At 72.0% G+C, this 21,005-nt stretch carries 22 protein-coding genes; 7 read left to right on the top strand and 15 right to left on the bottom strand.

Annotated elements, in window-relative coordinates:
* Positions 1 to 43: 43 nt before the first annotated feature.
* From PZ894_RS02840 to PZ894_RS02820, 5 genes are all read left to right on the top strand, one after another.
* A complete protein-coding gene (locus PZ894_RS02840; protein WP_275742258.1) occupies positions 44 to 805 on the top strand; it encodes an enoyl-CoA hydratase/isomerase family protein in 762 nt (253 codons plus the stop codon).
* Positions 798 to 2,216 (top strand): AMP-binding protein, encoded by a 1,419-nt coding sequence (locus tag PZ894_RS02835; protein WP_275742256.1) that lies wholly within the window; start codon positions 798 to 800, stop codon positions 2,214 to 2,216. Before PZ894_RS02840 ends, PZ894_RS02835 begins: the two co-directional genes overlap by 8 nt.
* The gene (locus PZ894_RS02830) at positions 2,213 to 3,823 is read left to right on the top strand and encodes an amidohydrolase (protein WP_275742254.1); all 1,611 of its coding nucleotides are present in this window, start codon (positions 2,213 to 2,215) and stop codon (positions 3,821 to 3,823) included. Before PZ894_RS02835 ends, PZ894_RS02830 begins: the two co-directional genes overlap by 4 nt.
* Positions 3,820 to 4,413, top strand: coding sequence for a hypothetical protein (locus PZ894_RS02825; protein ID WP_275742252.1), 594 nt, complete (start codon positions 3,820 to 3,822; stop codon positions 4,411 to 4,413). The genes PZ894_RS02830 and PZ894_RS02825 overlap by 4 nt, the downstream gene beginning before the upstream one ends.
* Before the next feature lie 140 nt (positions 4,414 to 4,553).
* Entirely contained in the window at positions 4,554 to 6,020 is a 1,467-nt protein-coding gene (locus tag PZ894_RS02820) for a lysine 2,3-aminomutase (RefSeq protein WP_275742250.1), read from the top strand.
* A 220-nt stretch (positions 6,021 to 6,240) separates the two neighbouring features.
* Here the strand turns inward: PZ894_RS02820 and PZ894_RS02815 are convergent, their stop codons facing one another.
* A complete protein-coding gene (locus PZ894_RS02815) occupies positions 6,241 to 6,693 on the bottom strand; it encodes an AsnC family transcriptional regulator (protein WP_275742248.1) in 453 nt (150 codons plus the stop codon).
* Positions 6,694 to 6,760: 67 nt separating this feature from the next.
* Between PZ894_RS02815 and PZ894_RS02810 the strand changes: the two genes are divergently transcribed.
* Both PZ894_RS02810 and PZ894_RS02805 read left to right on the top strand, forming a co-directional pair.
* On the top strand, positions 6,761 to 7,663 hold the full coding sequence (locus PZ894_RS02810; RefSeq protein ID WP_275742348.1) for a 5'-3' exonuclease: 903 nt from the start codon (positions 6,761 to 6,763) through the stop codon (positions 7,661 to 7,663).
* Positions 7,664 to 7,701: 38 nt separating this feature from the next.
* Positions 7,702 to 8,349, top strand: coding sequence for an SDR family oxidoreductase (locus tag PZ894_RS02805; RefSeq protein ID WP_275742246.1), 648 nt, complete (start codon positions 7,702 to 7,704; stop codon positions 8,347 to 8,349).
* 5 nt (positions 8,350 to 8,354) lie between these two features.
* On the opposite strand, the gene PZ894_RS02800 is transcribed toward PZ894_RS02805, so the two are convergent.
* The 14 genes from PZ894_RS02800 to pafA form a co-directional block, all read right to left on the bottom strand.
* Positions 8,355 to 8,870, bottom strand: a complete 516-nt coding sequence (locus PZ894_RS02800; RefSeq protein ID WP_275742244.1) for a hypothetical protein — start codon at positions 8,868 to 8,870, stop codon at positions 8,355 to 8,357.
* On the bottom strand, positions 8,867 to 9,310 hold the full coding sequence (locus tag PZ894_RS02795) for an SgcJ/EcaC family oxidoreductase (RefSeq protein ID WP_275742242.1): 444 nt from the start codon (positions 9,308 to 9,310) through the stop codon (positions 8,867 to 8,869). The genes PZ894_RS02800 and PZ894_RS02795 overlap by 4 nt, the downstream gene beginning before the upstream one ends.
* Entirely contained in the window at positions 9,288 to 9,965 is a 678-nt protein-coding gene (locus PZ894_RS02790; protein WP_275742240.1) for an NAD(P)H-binding protein, read from the bottom strand. Before PZ894_RS02790 ends, PZ894_RS02795 begins: the two co-directional genes overlap by 23 nt.
* Positions 9,962 to 10,435 carry a hypothetical protein gene (locus PZ894_RS02785; RefSeq protein ID WP_275742239.1) on the bottom strand — a complete coding sequence of 158 codons (474 nt, stop codon included), beginning with the start codon at positions 10,433 to 10,435 and terminating at the stop codon, positions 9,962 to 9,964. Before PZ894_RS02785 ends, PZ894_RS02790 begins: the two co-directional genes overlap by 4 nt.
* Before the next feature lie 75 nt (positions 10,436 to 10,510).
* Positions 10,511 to 11,002: a MarR family transcriptional regulator gene (locus PZ894_RS02780; RefSeq protein ID WP_275742236.1), complete on the bottom strand. Its 492-nt coding sequence runs from the start codon at positions 11,000 to 11,002 to the stop codon at positions 10,511 to 10,513.
* Positions 11,003 to 11,068: 66 nt separating this feature from the next.
* Complete coding sequence (locus PZ894_RS02775; protein ID WP_275742234.1) at positions 11,069 to 13,873, bottom strand: DEAD/DEAH box helicase; 2,805 nt, start codon at positions 13,871 to 13,873, stop codon at positions 11,069 to 11,071.
* A gap of 92 nt (positions 13,874 to 13,965) precedes the next feature.
* On the bottom strand, positions 13,966 to 14,844 hold the full coding sequence (locus PZ894_RS02770; protein WP_275742231.1) for a YegS/Rv2252/BmrU family lipid kinase: 879 nt from the start codon (positions 14,842 to 14,844) through the stop codon (positions 13,966 to 13,968).
* A complete protein-coding gene (locus PZ894_RS02765; RefSeq protein WP_275742229.1) occupies positions 14,841 to 15,254 on the bottom strand; it encodes a hypothetical protein in 414 nt (137 codons plus the stop codon). The genes PZ894_RS02770 and PZ894_RS02765 overlap by 4 nt, the downstream gene beginning before the upstream one ends.
* Positions 15,251 to 16,093 (bottom strand): twin-arginine translocase subunit TatC, encoded by an 843-nt coding sequence (tatC, locus tag PZ894_RS02760; RefSeq protein ID WP_275742227.1) that lies wholly within the window; start codon positions 16,091 to 16,093, stop codon positions 15,251 to 15,253. Before tatC ends, PZ894_RS02765 begins: the two co-directional genes overlap by 4 nt.
* Before the next feature lie 13 nt (positions 16,094 to 16,106).
* Entirely contained in the window at positions 16,107 to 16,400 is a 294-nt protein-coding gene (gene tatA / locus PZ894_RS02755) for a twin-arginine translocase TatA/TatE family subunit (protein WP_275742225.1), read from the bottom strand.
* A gap of 40 nt (positions 16,401 to 16,440) precedes the next feature.
* Positions 16,441 to 17,445, bottom strand: a complete 1,005-nt coding sequence (locus PZ894_RS02750) for a WYL domain-containing protein (RefSeq protein ID WP_275742224.1) — start codon at positions 17,443 to 17,445, stop codon at positions 16,441 to 16,443.
* Entirely contained in the window at positions 17,442 to 18,431 is a 990-nt protein-coding gene (locus PZ894_RS02745; protein WP_275742222.1) for a WYL domain-containing protein, read from the bottom strand. The genes PZ894_RS02750 and PZ894_RS02745 overlap by 4 nt, the downstream gene beginning before the upstream one ends.
* 22 nt (positions 18,432 to 18,453) lie before the next feature.
* Positions 18,454 to 19,410, bottom strand: a complete 957-nt coding sequence (locus PZ894_RS02740; RefSeq protein WP_275742220.1) for an FKBP-type peptidyl-prolyl cis-trans isomerase — start codon at positions 19,408 to 19,410, stop codon at positions 18,454 to 18,456.
* Between the two features lie 97 nt (positions 19,411 to 19,507).
* Positions 19,508 to 20,869 (bottom strand): Pup--protein ligase, encoded by a 1,362-nt coding sequence (gene pafA, locus PZ894_RS02735; protein WP_275742218.1) that lies wholly within the window; start codon positions 20,867 to 20,869, stop codon positions 19,508 to 19,510.
* Positions 20,870 to 21,005: the final 136 nt, after the last annotated feature.

The following is a 21,005-nucleotide window of genomic DNA, read 5'->3' as shown; positions in this document are numbered from 1 at the left end:
GAGCGCCGAGAGCCCCGAGAGCCCCGAGAGCAAGGAGCCGACCGTGTCGGTCGAGACCGCAGCCGTCGAGTACGTCCGCGACGGGAACGTCGCGCGGATCCACCTCAACCGTCCGCACCGGCTCAACGCCGTGACGCCGGCGTTGACCGAGGGTCTGTCAGCCGCGCTGGCGCGTGCCGCGCGCGAGGGCGCGCGGGTGGTGGTGCTCGCCGGACGCGGCCGGGCCTTCTGCGCCGGACACGACCTCAAGGAGCCCGAGCCGGTGGAGACGCCGGCGCAGACCCGGGCGCGGCTCGAGGAGATCCAGGACGTCACCCGCCTGGTGCGGCGCTTCCCCGGCGCCGTGGTCGCCGCGGTCCACGGCTACGCGCTGGGCGCCGGCTGCGAGTTCGCGCTCGCCTGCGACGTCGTCGTCGCCAGCGAGGACGCGCAGTTCGGGTTCCCCGAGGTCGGGGTCGGCCTGAGCGTCACCGGCGGCGTCTCCAAGCTGCTGCCGGCGCTGGTCGGCTGGGCGAAGGCCAAGGAGCTGCTGCTTCTCGGCGATCGGGTCACCGGGGCGGAGGCCGGTCGGCTGGGCCTGGTCGCGCGCGTCGTGGTCCCCGGCGAGCACGAGACCGCCGCCCTCGAGCTGGCGCGGCGCCTGGCCGAGCGCCCGCCGCTGGCCCTGAGCCTCGCCAAGCAGGTGCTCGACCACGGCATCGACGCGACCCTGGAGGACGCGATGGTGCGCGAGGTCGACCACGCGATCCTCACCTCCCTCTCGGGTGAGAGCGCCGCGCCCACCGAGGCCTTCAACCGTGGGTGAGCGCACACTGGTCTCGCTCCTGGTCTGGGCCGAGGAGCGCTGGCCGGAGCGGTCGGCCTGGACGTTCGTGGCGGCCGACCGGTCCGAGCGGACGCTCACGTTCGCCGACGTGGGGGCCCGGACGGCGGCCCTGGCCCAGGCGCTGCGCGAACGCGGCGTGGCCGCGGGCGACCGGGTCGCGGTGATGCTCGACAACGAGCCGGAGTTCCCGCTGGTCTGGCTGGCGCTCGCCCGGCTCGGCGCGGCGATCGTGCCGCTGAACGTCCGCTACCGGACCGTCGACGCCCAGCACCTCCTCGACGACGCCGACGTGCGACTGGCGGTCACCTCCTCGGCGTACGCCGAGCGTCTGCGCGCGCTGGCGCCCGCGCCGGCGGTGGTGCTGGTCGACGCGCTGGAGCCGGATGGCGAGTTCGAGCAGGGCCCGGTCGACGCCGCGACGATCGTCAACGTCCAGTACACCTCGGGCACCACCGGTCGGCCCAAGGGCTGCCTGCTCTCCCACCGGTACTGGACGACGCTGGCCGCCAGCCTGGTCGAGGAGTTCCCGCGCATCACCTCCGACGACGTCATGCTCACCGCGCAGCCGTTCTTCTACCTCGACCCGATGTGGAACGTCGTCACCGCGCTGATGTCCGGCGCCCACCTGGTCGTCCTCGACGGCTTCCACCCCTCGAGCTTCTGGGAGGCGGTGCGCCGCCACGAGGTCACCTACTTCTACTGCCTCGCGGCGATGCCGACGCTGCTGCTGAAGATCCCGCCCGACCCCGCCGATCGGGACCACCGGGTGCGCGCGGTGCAGTGCTCGGCCATCCCCACCGCACTGCACTCGGACCTCGAGGAGCGGTGGGGCGTGCCCTGGTTCGAGGCGTTCGGCATGACCGAGACCGGCGCCGACCTCCGCGTCTCCCCCGCCGACCACGACGAGCTCGTCGGCACCGGCTGCCTGGGGCGCCCCGCCGCGCACCGCGAGGTGCGCATCGACGACGACGGCCAGATGTGGCTGCGGGGGCCCGGGATGATGGACGGCTACCTGGGCCACCCCGACCCGTTCGTCGGCGGCTGGTTCCCCACCGGGGACCTGGCGCGGCTCGACGACCGGGGCCGCGTCTACCTGACCGGGCGCCTGAAGGACATGATCCGCCGCAGCGGCGAGAACGTCGCGGCGCGCGAGGTCGAGGAGGTGCTGCTCGCCCACCCCGCGGTCCGGCTGGCCGCGGTGGTCGGCGTACCGGACGAGATCCGGGGCGAGGAGGTCAAGGCGTACGTCGTGGCACCGGGCGCGTCCTCCGAGGCCCTGACGGCGTGGTGCGAGGAGCGGCTCGCGGGGTTCAAGGTGCCGCGCCTCTGGGAGTTCCGCGACGACCTGCCTCTGACGCCGTCGCACCGGGTCGAGAAGAGCAAGCTGTGAAGGCGGACCTGCTGCTGACCAACGCCCGGGTGCGCACGCTCGAGGGGCCCGCCCACGACGACGTCGTGAGCGCCGTGGCGATCTGGCGCGACCGGGTCGTCGCCCTCGAGGAGGTGGCCGCCCACCGCACCGTCGACCTCGGTGGCGCCGTCGTCACTCCGGGCTTCCACGACGCGCACAACCACATGGCGTGGTACGGCCTCTCCCTGGCCGAGGTCGACCTCCGGGTGCCGACGCTCGACGCGCTCTACGACGCGATCGCGAGACGGGCCGCCGAGGCGCCCGAGGGCGAGTGGATCGTCGGGGCGGGGTACGACGAGAACAAGATCGGTGCGCACCCCGACCGCGACGCGCTCGACCGCGCCGCGCCGGGCCGGAACGTGTGGCTCAAGCACACCTCGGGCCACATGTGCGTGGTCAACGGGCCGCTGCTCGCGGAGCTCGGCATCGCCGAGGCCCCCGTCGACGTCCCCGGCGGCCTCGTGGTCACCGACGCGTCCGGCCGGCCGACCGGCCTGCTCCAGGAGCAGGCCCAGCAGCTGCTCAACCGGCTGGTCCTCCCCTACCCCGTCGACACGCTGGTCGACGCGATCGAGCGCGCCGGGGCGGTCTATCTGTCGCAGGGTCTCACCAGCGTCACGGAGGCGGGCGTCGGCGGCGGCTGGATCGGCAAGAGCCCGGTCGAGGTGGCGGCCTACCAGCGCGCCCGCGACCTGGGCCGGCTGCCGGTGCGGGTCGAGCTGATGGTGGCGGCCGACGTCCTGCACGAGCTCCCCGCGCACGAGTCCGACGACCTCACGCTCGGCCTGGACCTCGGCATCCGCACCGGCCTCGGCGACGACCGCCTGCGGATCGGTCCGGTGAAGATCTTCAGCGACGGCTCGCTCATCGGGCACACCTGCGCGATGACCGAGGACTTCGCCGACACCCCCGGCGAGCGCGGCTTCCTCCAGGGCGACGCCGCCGCGCTCCGAAGCCGGATCGTCGAGGCGCACCGCTCCGGCTGGCGGGTCGCGGCCCACGCGATCGGCGACGCCGCCATCGACCTCGTGCTCGACGCCGTCGAGGAGGCGCAGCGACGCTGGCCGCGGCCCGACGTGCGCCACCGCGTCGAGCACTTCGGGGTCTCCCGGCCCGACCAGGTCGCGCGCGCGGCCGCGCTCGGCGTCGTCCCGGTGCCCCAGGGCCGGTTCGTCGGCGAGATCGGCGACGGCATGCTCCGCGCGCTCGGCCCGGAGCGCGCCGGCTGGGCCTACCGCTACCGGTCGCTGCTCGACGCCGGCCTCACCCCGCCGGGCAGCTCCGACCGGCCGGTCGTCGACGGGGCGCCGCTGCGCGGGATGCACGACATGGTCAACCGGCTGACCGACGGTGGACTGCCCTGCGGCCCGGAGGAGGCGATCGGCGGCCTCGAGGCGCTCACGGCGTACACGCTCGGCTCGGCGTACGCCTCCCACGCGGAGCGCGACCGCGGCACGATCGCGGTCGGGAAGTACGCCGACCTCGCGGTGCTCTCCGACGACCCCGCTACCGTCGACCCGGCCGGGATCCGCGACATCGAGGTGCTCTCGACGGTGCTGGCCGGAGAGGTGGTCTGGGAGAGGTGAGCCTGGTCGACGCGTCGTCGCTGACGGCGGAACAGCGCGAGGACGTGCGCGCGATCTACGAGGGCGCGTTCCCGGCCGAGCTGCGCGCGCCCTTCGACGACCTCGCGGTCGACCGGATGCTCGTGCTGATCGACGACGAGGGACCGGCCGGGCTGGCGCTCGTGCGCGACCTCGCCGGGACGACGTGGACGTTCCTGCGCTACTACGCCGTCGGGCGTCGCGGCCGCGGCACCGGGTCGGCGATGTGGCGGCTGCTCACCGAGCGGCTCGCCGCCGACGGGCGCACCCGGCTCGTCTGGGACGTCGAGGACCCCGAGGAACCGGGCCTCTCCCCCGCGTCGGTGGACGAGCACCGCCGGCGGATCGTCTTCTACGAGCGCCTCGGCGGTCGGCTGCGGCCGGTGCGGGAGTACCTCCCCCCGCACGACGACGGCCACGCGCCGCGACTGCTGCTGATGGACACCCCGCTCGCCGACGAGCCGGAGCCCGCCCTGCGCGACCTGGTCGAGACCGTCTACCTGCGGCGGTACGGCGTCGCGGCCGACGACCCCGCGGTGCGCCGTACGTTGGCGGCCAGCGCGCTGCTCTGACCGCAGGATCTGCGGCGTTTCGTTTGCACGACCGCAAGATCCACGCCTACCCTCAGAGACATGAGCGAGCGCAGCGAGCGAATCATTCAACACGGCGCATCCCGAGCCTCAGGCGCGCACGGAGCGAAGCGAGTACGCGCATGAGCATCGAGACGTCCATCGCAGCGCTCGTCGAGGACCAGACCGGCCAGCCCTACCCCTACCGGCGCGCCGAGCTGGTCGAGCCCGACTGGACCCGCTTCCCGGGGTGGCGCGACGTCACGGCCGCCGAGTGGGAGTCCGTGCAGTGGCAGCGGGCCCACTGCGTGAAGAACCTCAAGCAGCTGCGCGAGCTGATGGGCGACCTGCTCGACGAGCGCTTCTACGCCGACCTCGAGCGCGACCAGGCCGAGCGGGCCACGATGTCGATGCTCGTGCCGCCGCAGATGATGAACACGATGGTGCCCACCTTCGTTCCGGGCGGTCCCGGGTCGATGACCGACGCCTTCTACGGCGACCCGATCCGGCACTACATGATCCCGGTGTTCTCCGACCGGCGCACCGACTGGCCGTCGCACCCACACGCCACCCGCGACTCGCTGCACGAGCACGACATGTGGGTGGCCGAGGGGCTCACCCACCGCTACCCCACGAAGGTGCTCGCCGAGCTGCTGCCGACCTGCCCGCAGTACTGCGGGCACTGCACCCGCATGGACCTGGTCGGCAACTCGACGCCGACCGTCGACAAGCTCAAGTTCGCCGGCAAGCCCCAGGACCGCCTCGGCACGATGCTCGACTACCTGCGTCGTACGCCGCAGGTCCGCGACGTCGTCGTCTCCGGTGGAGACGTGGCCAACATGCCGTGGCCGCGGCTGGAGGACTTCCTCACCCGGCTGCTCGAGATCGAGAACATCCGCGACATCCGGCTCGCGACCAAGGCGCTGATCGGGCTGCCCCAGCACTGGCTGCAGGACGACGTGGTCGACGGCGTCTCGCGGGTCGCCGGCCTCGCCCGCTCCCGCGGTGTCTCGCTCGCGATCCACACGCACGCCAACCACGCCAACTCGATCACCCCGCTGGTCGCGCGGGCGTCCGCGGCGATGCTCGAGGCGGGGGTCCGCGACGTGCGCAACCAGGGCGTGCTGCTCAACGGGGTCAACGCCGACCCGCACGCGCTGCTCGACCTCTGCTTCCGGCTGCTCGACGGCGCGCAGGTCATGCCCTACTACTTCTACATGTGCGACATGATCCCGTTCTCGGAGCACTGGCGGGTCTCGGTCGCCGACGCGCAGCGGCTGCAGCACCACATCATGGGCTACCTCCCGGGCTTCGCGACCCCGCGCATCGTGTGCGACGTCCCGTTCGTCGGCAAGCGCTGGGTGCACCAGCTGACGTCGTACGACGCCGAGCACGGCATCTCCTACTGGACGAAGAACTACCGCACCTCGATCGAGGCGGCGTCGGCCGACGCCCTCACCAGGACCTACGAGTACTACGACCCGATCCACACGCTGCCCGCTGCGGGGCAGGCGTGGTGGGCCTCCCACGCCGACCTCTCGGCCGCCGACCTGAAGGCGGCCGAGGTCGCCGAGGCGTCGCGTCGTACGGCGGCGCTGCAGGCCTGGTGAGCCGGCCGACGCCGGGTGGCGCACCACGTGTCACTCCTGGCGCGGGAATACCCGGTGCACCGAGTATTCATGGACCTCTGGGGCATTGCAACACCCGAGAAGCGAGGGAAGAACCCGAGAACCCCCGGCGCCTTCCGGACATGTCGACGTTTCGCCCACCCCGCCGGGGACGGCGTGGGCCGAGTCCGCACCGCCCGCAGAGGTGTCGGACGAGCCCGTGTCAGGTGACCGGTCGGCCCTCGTAGGGCGTGGACAGCACGATCGTGGTGCGCGTCGAGACGTTGGCCGCGGCGCGGATCCGGGCGAGCAGGTCCTCGAGGTCGGTCGGCGCGGCGACGCGGACCTTGAGGATGTAGGACTCGTCGCCGGCGACCGACCAGCAGGACTCGATCTCGGCGATCCCGCGCAGCCGCTCCGGGGAGTCGTCGGGCTGCGACGGATCGATGGCGCGGATCGAGATGAAGGCCGTGAGAGGCAGCCCGAGCTGCTCGTGGTCGATGCTCGCGCCGTACCCGCGGATCAGTCCGCGTTGCTCGAGCCGCTTGACCCGCTGGTGCACCGCGGACGTCGAGAGCCCGGTCGCCTTGCCCAGATCGGTGAAGGACATCCGGCCGTCGCTGGCGAGCAGCTCGAGGATCCTGCGGTCCGTGGCTTCGAGTTCGGACTGGCTCACGGCCGACAGACTAGCCGTGAAGTCGTGCGAGGATGCGGCGGTGACCGATTCGCAGTCCGGCCGGCTGATGCTCCTCGACAGCGCGTCGATGTACTTCCGCGCGTTCTTCGGCGTCCCCGAGATCAAGTCGCCGGACGGCACGCCGGTCAACGCGGTGCGGGGTTTCCTCGACTTCATCTCCCGGCTGGTCGCGGACTACCGGCCGAGCGACCTGGTCTGCTGCTGGGACAACGACTGGCGCCCGCAGTGGCGGGTCGACCTGCTGCCGTCCTACAAGGCGCACCGGGTGGTCGCTGAGCGCAACGGCGCCCCGGACGTCGAGGAGGTGCCGGACCCACTGGAGGTGCAGGTGCCGATCATCCTCGACGTGCTGGAGGCGTTCGGCCTGTGCGTGGCCGGTGTGGACGGCTACGAGGCCGACGACGTGATCGGGTCGTTCGCGACCCAGGCGCGGCAGCCGGTCGACGTCGTGACCGGCGACCGTGACCTCTTCCAGCTCGTCGACGACGCGCGCGACGTCCGGGTCCTCTACATCGCCCGCGGCGTCGGCAAGCACGAGCGTGTCACGAACGACTGGGTGCGCGAGAAGTACGGCATCGACGCTGCGCAGTACGCCGACTTCGCGACGCTGCGCGGCGACGCGTCGGACGGGCTCCCGGGGGTGGCGGGCATCGGCGAGAAGACCGCGGCCACGCTGCTCGGCCGGTTCGGCGACATGGACGGGATCGTCGCGGCCGCCGTGGACCCGGGCGCGGACATGGGCCCCGGACCGCGCGGGAAGATCAAGGCGGCGGCCGACTATCTCGAGGTCGCACCGCAGGTCGTCGCGGTCGCCCGGGACCTCGATCTCCGAGCGCCGGACACCCGGCTCCCCCGAGAGCCGCGGGACCTCGCGCGAGTGGCCGAGCTCGGCACGAGGTGGGGCATCGAGTCGCCGGTCCAGCGCCTGACCGAGGTGCTCTGCCGATAGCTGTCACCCTCGTTGGGACCGGACCGTAGCGTGGGCTCATGAGCCGCATCGCGATCGTCGGGGGCCACGGCCAGGTGGCCCGACAGCTGATTCCCGAGCTCCGCCGCACCGGGCACGACGTCGTCGCCCTGGTCCGACGGGAGGCCTACCGGGCCGACCTGGAGGACCTGGGCGCCGAGGTGCGCCTGCTCGACATCGAGACGCAGGACGCCTCGGCGTTCGCGGCGGCGTTCGCGGGCTGCGACGCGGTGGTCTTCGCCGCGGGTGGCGGACCGGACGGCAACATCGAGCGCAAGCGCACCGTGGACCTCGAGGGGTCGCTGAAGTCGATCGAGGGCGCCCGCTCGGCCGGGATCCGCCGCTTCGTCCAGGTGTCCGCCATCGGCGTCGACGACGCGCTGCCGCCCGACACGGGCGACGTCTGGCGGGCGTACGTCGAGGCCAAGCGTGATGCCGACGCGGCCCTGCGGTCCAGCGGCCTCGACTGGACGATCGTCCGCCCCGGCCGGCTGACCGACGACGCCGGCACCGGCCTGGTGAGCCTGGGGCCCGACGTGGTCCGGGGCGACGTCACGCGGGCGGACGTCGCCACCGTCCTGGCCGCGACCCTCGACGCGCCTGCCGCCATCGGGCAGCAGTGGAACCTCGTCAACGGTGACGTGGCGGTCCGGGACGCCATCGGCTGACCCGGTCAGGTCCTGACCACCGCAGGTCGCACGAGGGCGTAGAGCAACGGGTAGGTCAGGGTGATCGTGACCAGGTTGCGCAGCGCGAACGAGGTCATCGGTCCGGCGCGCGGGGCGTCGACGAGCCGCCCGACGCCGCGCGCGAGCTGGTCGAGGCCCACGCTGACCGCGGCGAGCAGGAGCGTTGCGATCAGCAGGCCGAGCAGGCACCGGTCCCAGTCGCGCCTCAGGTAGCGGCCGAGTGCCCGGATCGCCCCCCACCAGGTGGGCGCGGTCCCGGGGGGAGGGCGCTCGGAGCGCCACCCGAGGGCGACGACGAGCCCCAGCGACAGCATGCGGACGAGCCCGATGAGGGTCTCGGCGGGTCCCGAGACCAGGATGGCGCGGCCGGGATCCCCGGCGTAGAGCGTTCGCGCCGTCGCCGGGAGGGCGCCCAGCGCCAGCAGCAGGATCACGTGCTGACGCACGAACCCACCGGCCCAGGCGACGTCGGACCACGCCTCGAGGAACGCCTGCTTCACTGCGCGCGGTCCAGCTTCGTCAGCACCCGGCCCACCAGCGTCCGCGCCCAGGGGCGGTACCGCGTGTTCTGGAACGCCGCCGCGCGCCATCGCTCGCCGTCGCGCACCAGCACGTAGGTCACCGTGGAGAGGCGCTTGCCGGAGGGCTCGGGTCCCCTCTGCCATCGCATCACGATGCCGCCGATCGTGCAGACGACCGCGACGTCGTCGGTGAGGTGGCGCACCCCCGGCTCGCGATGCGTCATCCGCGAACCACGCATGATGCCCGCGAACAGCGCCCGGTGTCCGTCCGCGATCTGCCGGGCCCCGACCATCCGGGTCCCGTCGAAGGCGACGTAGTCGGCGTCGTCGGTGAAGAGTGCGGCGTACGCGTCGGCGTCACCCGCGGCCCAGGCCGCGGCCAGGCCGTCGATCACGTCACTCGGGTCGATGACGTCCATCTCGGTCTCCTCGGTCGGTGTGGGCGATGCCGGTGATCTCCACCGCCATCCGGGTGAGGCGGTCGTCCTCGAGGACGTCGAGGATCGTCGCGGCCAGGTCGGCGCGCGGGAGCACGGAGGCGCCCGTCGCGAAGTCGGCACCGTCGGGGGCGCGGACGACGGCGCCTCGGGCCGGCGCATCGACGAGCCTGGTGGGTCGCACGATGCGCCAGTCGAGCCCGGAGCCGCGAACGATCCGCTCCATCTCGCGTGCGTCCGCGAACGGATGACGCAGCACCGACCGGACCAAGGGCGCCAGCACGGGTGGCCGGGTCGCCACGAGCGCGTGACTGCTGGTGACGACCAGCCGTGACGTGCCGTGCTCCCCCATCGCAGCAACCAGGTGGCGGGCGACGGTCTGGTTGACGGTCGTACGTCGGACGCTTCCGCTCGCGACGATGGAGACCACGGCATCGTGATGAGCGACGGCCGCGGTGACCTCGTCACCTCGGAGGCCGTCGCCCCCGAGGACCGTCAACGCCGGGTGCTCGGTGGCGACCATCTCGGGGCGCCGGGCGAACCCGGTCACCCGATGTCCCCGCGCGAGCGCCTCGGCCACCACCAGCCGCCCGGTGCGGCCGGTCGCGCCGATCACCAGGATCCGGGCCGCCCTCACGAGGCCCCCTGCCCCGAGACGAGAACGATGGCGTACCCCTCGAGGACGGCGCAGACCGCCCAGAACAGCACTGAGAGAGCGCTCAGGGCGAGCGGCGAGTGCAGCACGTTGAACGGCCCCATGAGCTCCGCGAAGACGCCACCGAGCCAGATCACCAGCGCCATCCGCACGGCACGTCGGTGCGTGCCCGCGGGCCAGCCGGGCGAGAGAGCCCGGTAGAGGACGGCGTACGCGATGCCGAGGAGCAGCAACCCGCCCAGGATCAGCAGGGGCGTCTCGGTGATCCGTGGCAGCGGCTCGATCTCCTTCCACACCGCGATCACCTTCGCCGACTGTGTCTCGGGGTCGAACAACAGTCCCTGGCGACCTTCCTGCGCCCCACCGAGGAGCCGGAACGTCATGAAGGTGCCCAGCACGAAGGCCAGGCCGCCCGCGAGTCCGGCGAGGATCGTTCGCAGCGACGGGTTCATGTGCATCCCTTCCTATTTGATAAACATGGCAACTATGAGTGTGAACCGAAGCCGGGTGTCGCCACCCGGGTGTCGTCAGCCCGCGTCGGCCGGTCGTGCGAGTCGGTCCCGCCGACCCTCGGTGTCGCGCAACAGGCGCTCCAGTGACGCACGGAGCGCCTCGGACTCCGCGCTCCGGGGTCCGCCGAGCACGCGGAGCCGGTCGTCGTCGATCGCGCGCACCTGTGCCCGCGCGGCCCTCACCGCCGCGTCCCCGGCCGCGGTGATCTCCAGCTGTACGGCGCGGCTGTCGTCCGGATGGGTTGCGCGGCGCACCAGGCCGGACCTCTCGAGTGCGGTGACGAGCTTGGAGACGTACATCGGCTCCAGGCTCGCGAAGTCGGCCAGCTCGCGTTGGCTGGGACGCGCCCCGCCCGTGGTCAGTGCATGGAGCGAGGCGAGCACGGCGTACTGGGCAGAGGTGAGTCCGTGTGCGGCGAGCGCGCGGTCGAGCTCGGCACGCCAGCGCATCGCCAGGTGCCAGACCAGGAATCCCGCTGACGGCGGAGGGAGGTCACTGGGATGCACGAGCCGAGGAAACCACGAATTTGCTAACCATGGCAACTATATCCGGGGCTCGCACGGCGAAGCGCCCTACTCCTCGTCGTCGGCCAGGCTGGAGTAGGCCACGACGCCGCGCCGGAGCGCCGCGATGACCTGCCGCGCGGTCTCCCGCACCGGGCCCGGTCCGGCGGCGTCGGCGACCTGGCCGGCGAGGTCGACGAGCTGCTTCATCCAGCGCACGAAGTCGCCTGCCGCGAGGTCGCTCACCATCAGCACGTCGTCGAGGTCGTCGCCCTCCGCCCAGCGGAAGGCGACCCAGGCGAAGCCGAGGTCGGGCGCGCGCAGGAAGTCGAGCTTGTGGTCGCGCTCGAGAGCGTCGAGGCCGCCCCAGAGCTTCACCATCTCGCCGATCGCCTCCCGGATCGCCCCGCCGGGCAGGCGTGGCGAGGAGGCGTCGTCGGGGCGGCGGGCCTCGAACACCAGCACCGACAGCGCCGCGGCGAGCCCGGACGGCGACAGGTCGTCCCACAGCCCGAGGCGCATCGACTCCGCGGCGACGAGGTCCATGTCGGAGTAGAGCCGCATCAGGTGCCGGCCGCGATCGGTGATCGTGTCGCCCTCGAGGTAGTCGAGCGCGGTGAGCACGTCGCAGACGCGGTCGAACTGCCGCGCGACCGTGTTGGTGCGCTGCTCGACCCGCCTGCGCAGGGTCCGGGCGTCCTTGTCGAGCTTGATCCACCGCTCGGCCCAGCGGGCATGGTCCTCGCGGTCGGGGCAGTCGTGGCACGGGTGGGCGCGCAGCTCCGCCCGCAGCCGCGAGATCTCCTCGTCGGCGTGCGTCCGGGAGGCGTCGTGGTGCCGCCCGCCCTGCTTCGCGAGCCGCGGCGGCGCCAAGTCGTGGGTCTTCGACCGCAGCGCGGAGGCCAGGTCGCGCCGCATCTGCGGGTTGCGGCCGTTGAAGCTCTTCGGGATCCGCACCTTGCCCTGCGCCTCGACCGGCGCCGGGAAGTCGATCATCGCCAGGCGACGCGCCTGACGGTCGGACGTCACGACGTACGGTCGCGGCCCCTCCGGCGACCAGCCGGGGTCGACGACCACGGCCCAGCCTGCGAACTTGCCGGTCGGCACCATGATCACGTCGCCGGGCCGCAGCGCCCGCAGTGACTCGATCGCCTCCTCGCGGAGGTCGGCCTTCCGCGCCTTGCTGGCGCCCTTCTCGGCGTCGTTGATGCGGCGGCGGAGGTCGGCGTACTCCATGAAGTCGCCGCGGTCGCAGGTCGCCGCCTCGCGGTAGCCGTCGAGTGCCTCCTCTGCCTTGTGCAGCTGCCGTGCTAGCCCCACGACCGCCTTGTCTGCCTGGAACTGCGCGAACGACTGCTCCAGCAGCTCCCGCGACCGGGCCCGACCGAACTGGTGCACGAGGTTGACGGCCATGTTGTACGACGGGCGGAAGGACGACCGGAGCGGGTAGGTGCGCGTGGAGGCGAGGCCGGCGAGCTCGCGGGGGTTCATCCCTGGCTGCCAGAGCACGACGCCGTGGCCCTCGACGTCGAGTCCGCGGCGCCCGGCACGGCCCGTGAGCTGGGTGTACTCCCCCGGCGAGATCGCCGCATGGGTCTCGCCGTTCCACTTGTCGAGCTTCTCGATGACGACCGTGCGGGCCGGCATGTTGATGCCGAGCGCGAGGGTCTCGGTGGCGAAGACGACCTTGCACAGGCCGCGCACGAAGAGCTCCTCCACGCACTCCTTGAACGTCGGCAGCATGCCGGCGTGGTGGGCGGCGACGCCTCGCGTCAGGCCGTCGAGGAAGTCGTGGTAGCCGAGCACGTGCAGGTCCTCGGACGGGAGGTGGCCGCAGGCAGCCTCGACGAAGGTGTAGATCTCGTCGCGCTCCTCCGGTGTGGTGAGCCGGACGCCGGCGCTGAGGCACTGGGTGACGGCCGCGTCGCAGCCGACGCGGCTGAAGATGAAGACGATCGCCGGGAGCAGCCCCTCTCGGTCCAGCCGGTCGATCACGTCGACCCGGCTCGGGATCCAGACGCGGCGTCCGTTGCCGACGTTGTACTTGCTGGTGCCGCGGCGGTTGCGGTCGCGCGGCGACCGGCGGTCGCGCATGCGGGTGCTGGCCCAGTCGTCGCGGGCCACCTTGAGCAGCTCGTCGTTGACCGGGGCGCCCTCCTTGACGAAGCCGGCGGCCGCGTCGACGTCGGAGGAGGCGAAGAGGTCCAGCAGCCGCTTGCCGACCATGACGTGCTGGTAGAGGGGCACCGGACGGCGCTCCTCAACGATCACGGTGGTGTCCCCGCGGACCGTCTCCAGCCAGTCGCCGAACTCCTCGGCGTTCGACACGGTCGCGGACAGGGAGATCAGCGCGACCGAGTCCGGGAGGTGGATGATCACCTCCTCCCAGACCGCGCCGCGCTCGCGGTTGGCGAGGTAGTGCACCTCGTCCATCACGACGAAGCCGAGGCCGAGCAGGGTGCGCGACCCGGCGTAGAGCATGTTGCGCAGCACCTCGGTGGTCATGACCACGATCGGTGCCTCGCCGTTGACGACGTTGTCGCCGGTGAGCAGGCCGACCTGCTCGGGACCGTAGCGGTCGACGAGGTCGTTGAACTTCTGGTTCGACAGCGCCTTGATCGGGGTCGTGTAGAAGGCCTTGCGGCCGGTCTGGAGCGCCAGGTGCACGGCGAACTCGCCGACGATGGTCTTCCCCGACCCGGTCGGCGCCGCGACGAGCACGCCGCGGCCCTCCTCGATCGCCTCGCAGCCCCGCCGCTGGAAGTCGTCGAGGGGGAAGTCGTAGAGCCCGGCGAAGTCCTTGAGCACCGGGTGGTCTCGGTGCTTGCGGTAGTCGGCGTACCGCTCGGCCGGGGACAGCTCGCCGGTGCTCATCCGGGGTCCCCGGCGAGGCGTGGGCCGGAGGAGCGCAGCGGGGGAGGCACGCGGCTCGCTGGGGTGGTCATTGGGCCAGCCTAGGTGGCGGGTCAGCAGACGACGGTGAGGGCACCCGGCGCGCACTCGACGGTCAGCGGCAGCGCGCCGAAGCGCTCGCCGTCGGCGTACGACACGATGCCCGGGGCAGCGACGGTGACCGAGCGGACCCGATGGTGCTCGTAGGCGGGGTGGGTGACGTGGGTGCCCTTGAAGAGCTTGGGGTAGGTGCGGATCAGCCCGGGCTTGCTCATCGGCCTGATGACGACGACGTCGAGCAGGCCGTCGTCCAGGAGGGCGCCCTCGGTGATCCGCAGGCCGCCGCCGAACGACGGACCGTTGCCGACCGCGACCAGCATCGCCTCGAGGTGGCGGGTCTCGCCGTCGAGGTCGAGGGTGTACGGGATCGGCTCGAAGACGCGGAGCTCGGCCAGGGTCGCGATGTTGTAGCGCATCTGGCCCTTCGGCCAGGTCATCCGGTTGGCGCGCTCGTTGACGATCGCGTCGAAGCCGGCCGCGAGCACGGTCAGGTAGTGCTTGGCACCGCTGCGGGCGAGGTCGACGCGGCGCCGCCTGCCGGTCAGCAGCCGCTCGGTGGCCGCGCGGGGGTCCTTGCGGGGCAGGTCGAAGTAGCGGGCGACGTCGTTGCCGGTGCCGGCCGGGATCATGCCCAGCGCGGTCTCCGTGCCGGCGACCGCCTGCACGCCGAGGTGCGCCATGCCGTCGCCGCCGACCACCACGAGCGTGTCCACGCCGTCGGCGACGCAGCGGCGCGCCAGGTCGAGGCTCTCGTCGGCGTCGCGCCCTTCGAGTGTGCGGGGCATGACGCCGGCCTCCCGGAGCCTCGCGAGTGCCGCGTCCCGTGCCTTCGCCCCGCGCCCCTTCCCCGCCGTCGGGTTGGTGAGGAGCGCGATGTCGCCGGTGCCGGTCACGGCCGAAGAGTAGTGCGCGCGTCGCCGATCCGCAGCCGGACGGAGTACCGCTCCGCGGAGGCACCGACCGCACGGGCCAGCCGGCCGACGGCGTCGAGGACCCGGTCGGCGGAGAACGACGTGCCGGGCACCGCGAGCGTGAGCCGCCCGCCCCGCTCGACGAGGTGGACCTCGCCGTGCCGCCACGCCTGGTGGGAGGCGAGGCGTACGCCGTCGGAGGCGACCGGAGCCGGGTAGGCGTCGTCGACCGCGAGGAGGTCGCACGGGAGCGAGGCCTCTCCGTCCGCGTCGAGCTGGCCGGCGACGGCGTACCCGGTGCGGAGGCCGGCACGGGCCGTCCACGTCACGTCCGCGACGCCGAGCCAGTCGGGGAGGTCGAAGGGGTCGACCGCGGTCGGGCGGTCGGTCACAGGGGCGAGACCTCGTCGTCTGCCCAGTTGTCGGTGGACTCCTTGCCGCGCCTGCGGCGCCGGTCGATCAGCCGCGCCAGCAGCTCGGCGACGAAGAACAGCACCAGCATCGGCACCGCGAGGATCACCATCGAGAAGGGATCGGTCGACGGGGTCGCGACGGCCGCGAAGACGAACGTGCCGAGGACGATCCACGGCCGGTAGCGGCCCAGCGCCTTGCCCGAGATCACGCCGGCGAGGTTGAGCATGACGACGAAGAGCGGGATCTGGAAGGCGATCCCGAAGACGAGGAACATGCGGGCCAGGAACGAGAAGAACTTCGCGAAGTCGACCAGGTTGGTCGCCTCGGCCGGCGTGAAGCCGATGAGGACCTCGAGCGCCTTGGGCATCACGTAGTAGGCGAGCGCCACGCCGGCGAAGAACAGCGGACCGGCGATCGCCACGAAGATCCGCGACCACTTCTTCTCGCTCGGGTGCAGGCCCGGGAGGATGAACGCCCAGATCTGGTAGAGCCAGTAGGGGCTCGACACGATGACCGCGACGATGCCGCACAGCTTCAGCTGGAGCATCAGCGGGCCGGTGACGTCGTTGACGGTCAGCTCGGAGGTGACCTTGCCGTCGAGGCGCTCGACCGCGTCGTCGTACGGGACCCGGATCAGGTCCGCGAGCTGGTCGTAGAAGAAGAGCGCGACGCCGAAGACCACGACGAGCACCAGCACCGAGCGCAGCAGCCGCGCGCGCAGCTCCCGGAAGTGGTCGGAGAGCGCCATCCGTCCGTCGTCGCCGACGGGGTGGCGCGGCCGGACGGAGAAGTAGTCGAAGACAGCGGTGAGGGACACCTGCGGTGGTTGCTCAGGCGCCGTCGTTGCGGTGCAGCCGCTCGCGCTCCGCGTCGATCTCGGCCTGCTTCGCGTCGATCTCGGCCTGCTTGGCCTCGAGCTCGCGCTGGGCCTCGGTCTTCTCCGGGGCCTGGTCGTCGTCCATGAGGCCCTTGGTCTCCGCCTTGAAGATGCGCAGGGCGCGGCCGCTGCCACGCGCCAGCTCGGGGAGCTTGGCGGCGCCGAAGAGCAGGATGATGACGGCGAGGATGATGAGGAGCTCGGTCGTGCCGAGTCCAGCGATCAGCGGGTGCATGTCGTTCCTCACGTGCGAAGTTGGGCGGGTCCCATGGTAGCCCGGCTGGTGGTCAGATCGGCTCTGGGCCGTAGAGGCCGAGCGCGTCGCGGGCGGCCGCGACGTACGACGCGGCGTACTCGGGCGGCGCGACGACGCGTGCGTGAGGCGCCAGTCGGAGCAGCAGACGCTGCAGCCACCGCTCGTTGGCGATGACCAGATCGACCTCCAGGCGGCCGCCGCGCTTCGGGCGCACGGCCTCGACGGGGTAGTACTCCACCACCCAGCGGGCGGCGGGATCGAGCTCGATCGTCGCCAGCGTCGAGTCGGGCGAGCGCGGGAAGAAGCCCTCGTCGGCGAGGTCGCGGGGCGGCTCGGGGTCCGTCACGATCTCGCTGTCGAGCACCTCGGCGGCCTCGATCCGGTCGAGACGGAAGAGGCGCGGCGCCTCCGCGCCGTGGCACCACGCGTCCAGATAGGTGTAGCCGTGGGCGGTGACGATGCCCCGCGGGTCCACCACGCGCTCGGAGAGCTCGTCGCGGGAGGGCACGTAGTAGCGCAGTCGGAGCTGGCGGCGGGCGTCGGCTGCACGCCGCAGCTCGGCCTCCAGACGGACCAGGTCCGGGCCGCCGGGGATCTCGCCGGGGTCGATCCGCGGGGCGCCGGACCCGTGGGCGGCGGCCGCCTCGAGCTTGGCCAGGGCCCGGTCGACGACCGCGCGGGTGTCCTCCCCCGCGCTGCTGCGCAGCGCGCGCAGCGCGACGATGATCGCGGTCGCCTCGGTCGGCGTGAGCCGCAGCGGGCGCGCGAGGTAGTCGGCGTTCGTCACGCGGATGACGCCGTCACCCTCGGGCTCCTCCAGCGCGTCGAGGTCGACGTCGATGAGGTCGTCGGGGTAGCCGCCGGGCAGTCCGCACATGAGCAGGACCTTGAGGTCGGCGAGCACCTGGTCGGCGGGGACGCCGAGCGCCGTGGCCGCGTCGTCGAGGCGGACCTTGCCGCGGGCGTGCAGGAACGGCACCAGGGTGAGCAGCCGGGCGACCTGGTCCTTCGCGCCCGCCTGCTGGGGGGCGCTCACGCGGGGTCCCCGACGGCGCCCACGACGGCGCGGAGCCGGTCGACGACGAGCCTGCGGACCTCGTCCGGCGACTCGACGTAGACGTCGGCGCCGTAGCCGAGGAGCTCGTCGGCGACGTCGGATCCCCCTCGCGCCACCCGGACCCGGTCCCAGGCGGTGCGGTCGTCGGGTCCGCGCACGTCCGGCTCGACGGAGATCGCGTCGCGACGCAGCCCGCGGCCGGCGTCGCGTCGCACCAGCACGGCGGTCTCCCCCGTCGGTGGCGGTGGCGCCAGCCGCATCGCGGTGGCGCGGACGTCGGTGCCGGGCGGGACGTCGTACGAACCGGGCGAGCCGGCCTTGTGGGCCTCGCCCTGGACCCGGGAGAGGCGGAACACCCGTTCCTCACCGCGATCGGTGTCGAGGCCGACGACGTACCACCGGCCGGAGTAGCGGACGACGCCCCAGGGCTGGAGGTTGCGCGTCGACGCGCGGGTGGCGCCGGAGCGGCGGTACTCGAACCGCACCGGCGTGCGCTCCTGGGTCGCCTCCCAGAAGACGTCGAACGACGGCTCGTCGGCGGACAGCCGCGGCTCGGCGATGTCGAGGGCCGACTCGTCGATGTCGACCCCGAACGCGGCCAGCTTGCGCACCGCCTCGGTCGTCGCCTCCGCGAGCCTGGCGTGCTGCCAGACGCGGGTGGCGAGACCGATCACGGCCGCCTCGTCGGGCGCGAGCTCGATGTCGGGCAGCGAGAGCTGGTCGGGGCGGACCCGATAGCCGGGCTCGTCGTCGAAGTACACGTCGAGGCTGCCGACCTCGATCGGCACGCCGAGGCTGCGGAGCTCCTCCTTGTCGCGCTCGAACATCTTCTCGAACGCGTCGTTCGACATCCCCGGATAGAGGATGTCCCGGATCCGGTCCTTCGCGACGAAGTGTCGCTGGACCAGCAGCATGATGAGGAGATTGAGCAGGCGCTCGCTCTTCCTGCCCCTCGCAGCACTCATGCTGCAGATCCTTCCCGACGGATCAGGATGCGGCCAGGATGTCGGCCACGAAGTAGAGCGTGTCGGTGCCCTTGATCCCGGCCTGCGGGTTGCCCTTGCTGCCGTAGCCCCACTTCGGCGGGAGCGCCATGACGACCCGACTGCCGACCTTCTGGCCCACCAGCGTCTTGTCCCAGCCGGGCACGACCTGGCCGACGCCGATGGCGAACGACGCGGGCTCGCCGCTGTAGCTCTCGTCGAACGGCTCCTTGCCGCCGTAGACCTGGCCGACGTAGTTGACCGTGATCGTCTGGCCCTTCTCGACGACGTCGCCCTCGCCCTGGATCAGGGTCGCGGACTTCAGCTTGCCGTCGGGCTCGGGCGCCTTGGAGAAGTCGAGGCCGGTGATCTTGTCACCGTCGGTCGTCAGCTCGGGTGCCCACGCCGGGGCCTCCTGCTCGTCGCCCTCGGGCCCGTCGAGCACCACCGACTTCTCCATCAGGTCGACGACCAGCAGGACGGTGTCCTTGTTGCCGATCCCCATCTGGGCGTTGCCGGCCTCGCCGAACGCCTCCTCGGCGGTCGTCGTCACCGCGACCCGGGAGCCGACCGTCTGGTCGAGCAGCGCGTCCTTGAAGACCGGGCTGAGCGAGTCGCTGACCGGCACGGTCTGCGGCTGCTTGTCGTCGTAGGTCGAGTACGCCTTCTCCTGCGTCGTGCCGTTGCCGATCCAGATGTTGGCCACGACCTGGTCGCCGTCGGCGACCTCCTCGCCGTCACCCTCGGTGACGACCTCGGTGGCGGTGTCGTCGACGTCGAGCTCACCGTTCCACTCGACCTTGGGCGCCTTGCCGACGTCCCCGGTGACGGCGATGCCGTGCAGCGCCTCGCCGGAGCTCGACCCGCCGTTGTCGCCGCCCTCGTCGCCGCAGGCGACCAGCGTGGTGGCCAGCGCGATCGGCAGGAGCAGGGCGGGAAGGCGTCGGAGACGTCGTGACACGGTTCAACCTCGGGGCTCGGGTGCAGGTCTCAGTGCTGGCCTCGTGCACCAGCCCGGACACCCTAGCCGTCGAGCCTGAGGGGAACCTGACCGCGGCTCACATCCCGTCGATCAGGCGCTGCACGCGCTCGTCGTACGCCCGGAACGGGTCCTTGCACAAGACGGTGCGCTGCGCCTGGTCGTTGAGCTTGAGGTGCACCCAGTCGACGGTGAAGTCGCGCCGCCGCTCCTGGGCCCGGCGGATGAACTCGCCACGCAGGCGTGCCCGGGTGTTCTGCGGGGGCACCGACTTGGCCTCGAAGATCCTGAGGTCGCTCGCCACCCGGGCGACCGCGCCGCGCTTCTCGAGGAGGTAGTAGAGCCCGCGGCCGCGGTGGATGTCGTGGTAGGCCAGGTCGAGCTGGGCGATCCGCGGGTGGCCGAGCGGGAGGCCGTGCTTCGCCCGGTAGCGGTCGATCAGCTTCCACTTGATCACCCAGTCGATCTCGCGGTCGACGAGGCCGAGATCGTCGGACTCGACGGCCTTGAGGCCGCGCTCCCACAGATCGAGAGCCTGCTCGATGACCGGCGTGCTGATCTCGCGGCGGTCGACGAAGTCGCGAGCCTTGGCGAGGTACTCCTGCTGGATGTCCAGCGCGCTGGCCTCGCGCCCGTTCGCCAGGCGCACCTTGCGGCGTCCGGTGACGTCGTGGGAGATCTCACGGATGGCGCGGATCGGGTTCTCCATCGTGAGGTCGCGCATCACCACGCCCTCCTCGATCATCCGCAGCACGAGGTCGCAGCTGGCGACCTTCAGCATCGTGGTGGTCTCGCTCATGTTGGAGTCACCGACGATCACGTGCAGCCGGCGGTACTTCTCCGCGTCCGCGTGCGGCTCGTCGCGGGTGTTGATGATCGGGCGACTGCGCGTCGTGGCGCTGCTGACGCCCTCCCAGATGTGCTCGGCCCGCTGGGAGACGGAGTACGACGCGCCCCGCGGTGTCTGCGTGATCTTGCCGGCCCCGACGATGATCTGTCGGGTCACCAGGAACGGGATGAGCACGTCGGCGAGCCGCGAGAACTCGCCGGCGCGGCTGACCAGGTAGTTCTCGTGGCACCCGTAGGAGTTGCCCGCCGAGTCGGTGTTGTTCTTGAACAGGTAGATCTCGCCGGCGATGCCCTCGTCGTGGAGTCGCTGCTCGGCGTCGAGGAGGAGTCCCTCCAGGACGCGCTCCCCCGCCTTGTCGTGGGTGACCAGGTCGACGACGTCGTCGCACTCGGGCGTGGCGTACTCGGGGTGGCTGCCGACGTCGAGGTAGAGCCGCGCGCCGTTGCGGAGGAAGACGTTGCTGCTGCGCCCCCAGCTCACGACCTTGCGGAAGAGGTAGCGGGCCACCTCGTCGGGGCTCAGGCGGCGCTGCCCCTTGAACGTGCACGTCACGCCGTACTCGTTCTCGATCCCGAAGATCCGCCGGTCCACGAGGTCAGCCTAGGCGCAGCGTGGTGGTTCGCACCGCGATGACGCTCCCCGGACCGTTGAGATTCGGTATTCGAGGCCGCCTTCGCGATAGTCCGTCACGAACTGGTCGTCGATCGGGCGATCCGCAACCAGAACG

This window comes from Nocardioides sp. YIM 152315 (assembly GCF_029210375.1).
GTDB lineage: Bacteria > Actinomycetota > Actinomycetes > Propionibacteriales > Nocardioidaceae > Nocardioides.
Note: the sequence above shows the minus strand (reverse complement) of the source record. Positions and strands in the feature narration are given on the sequence as shown.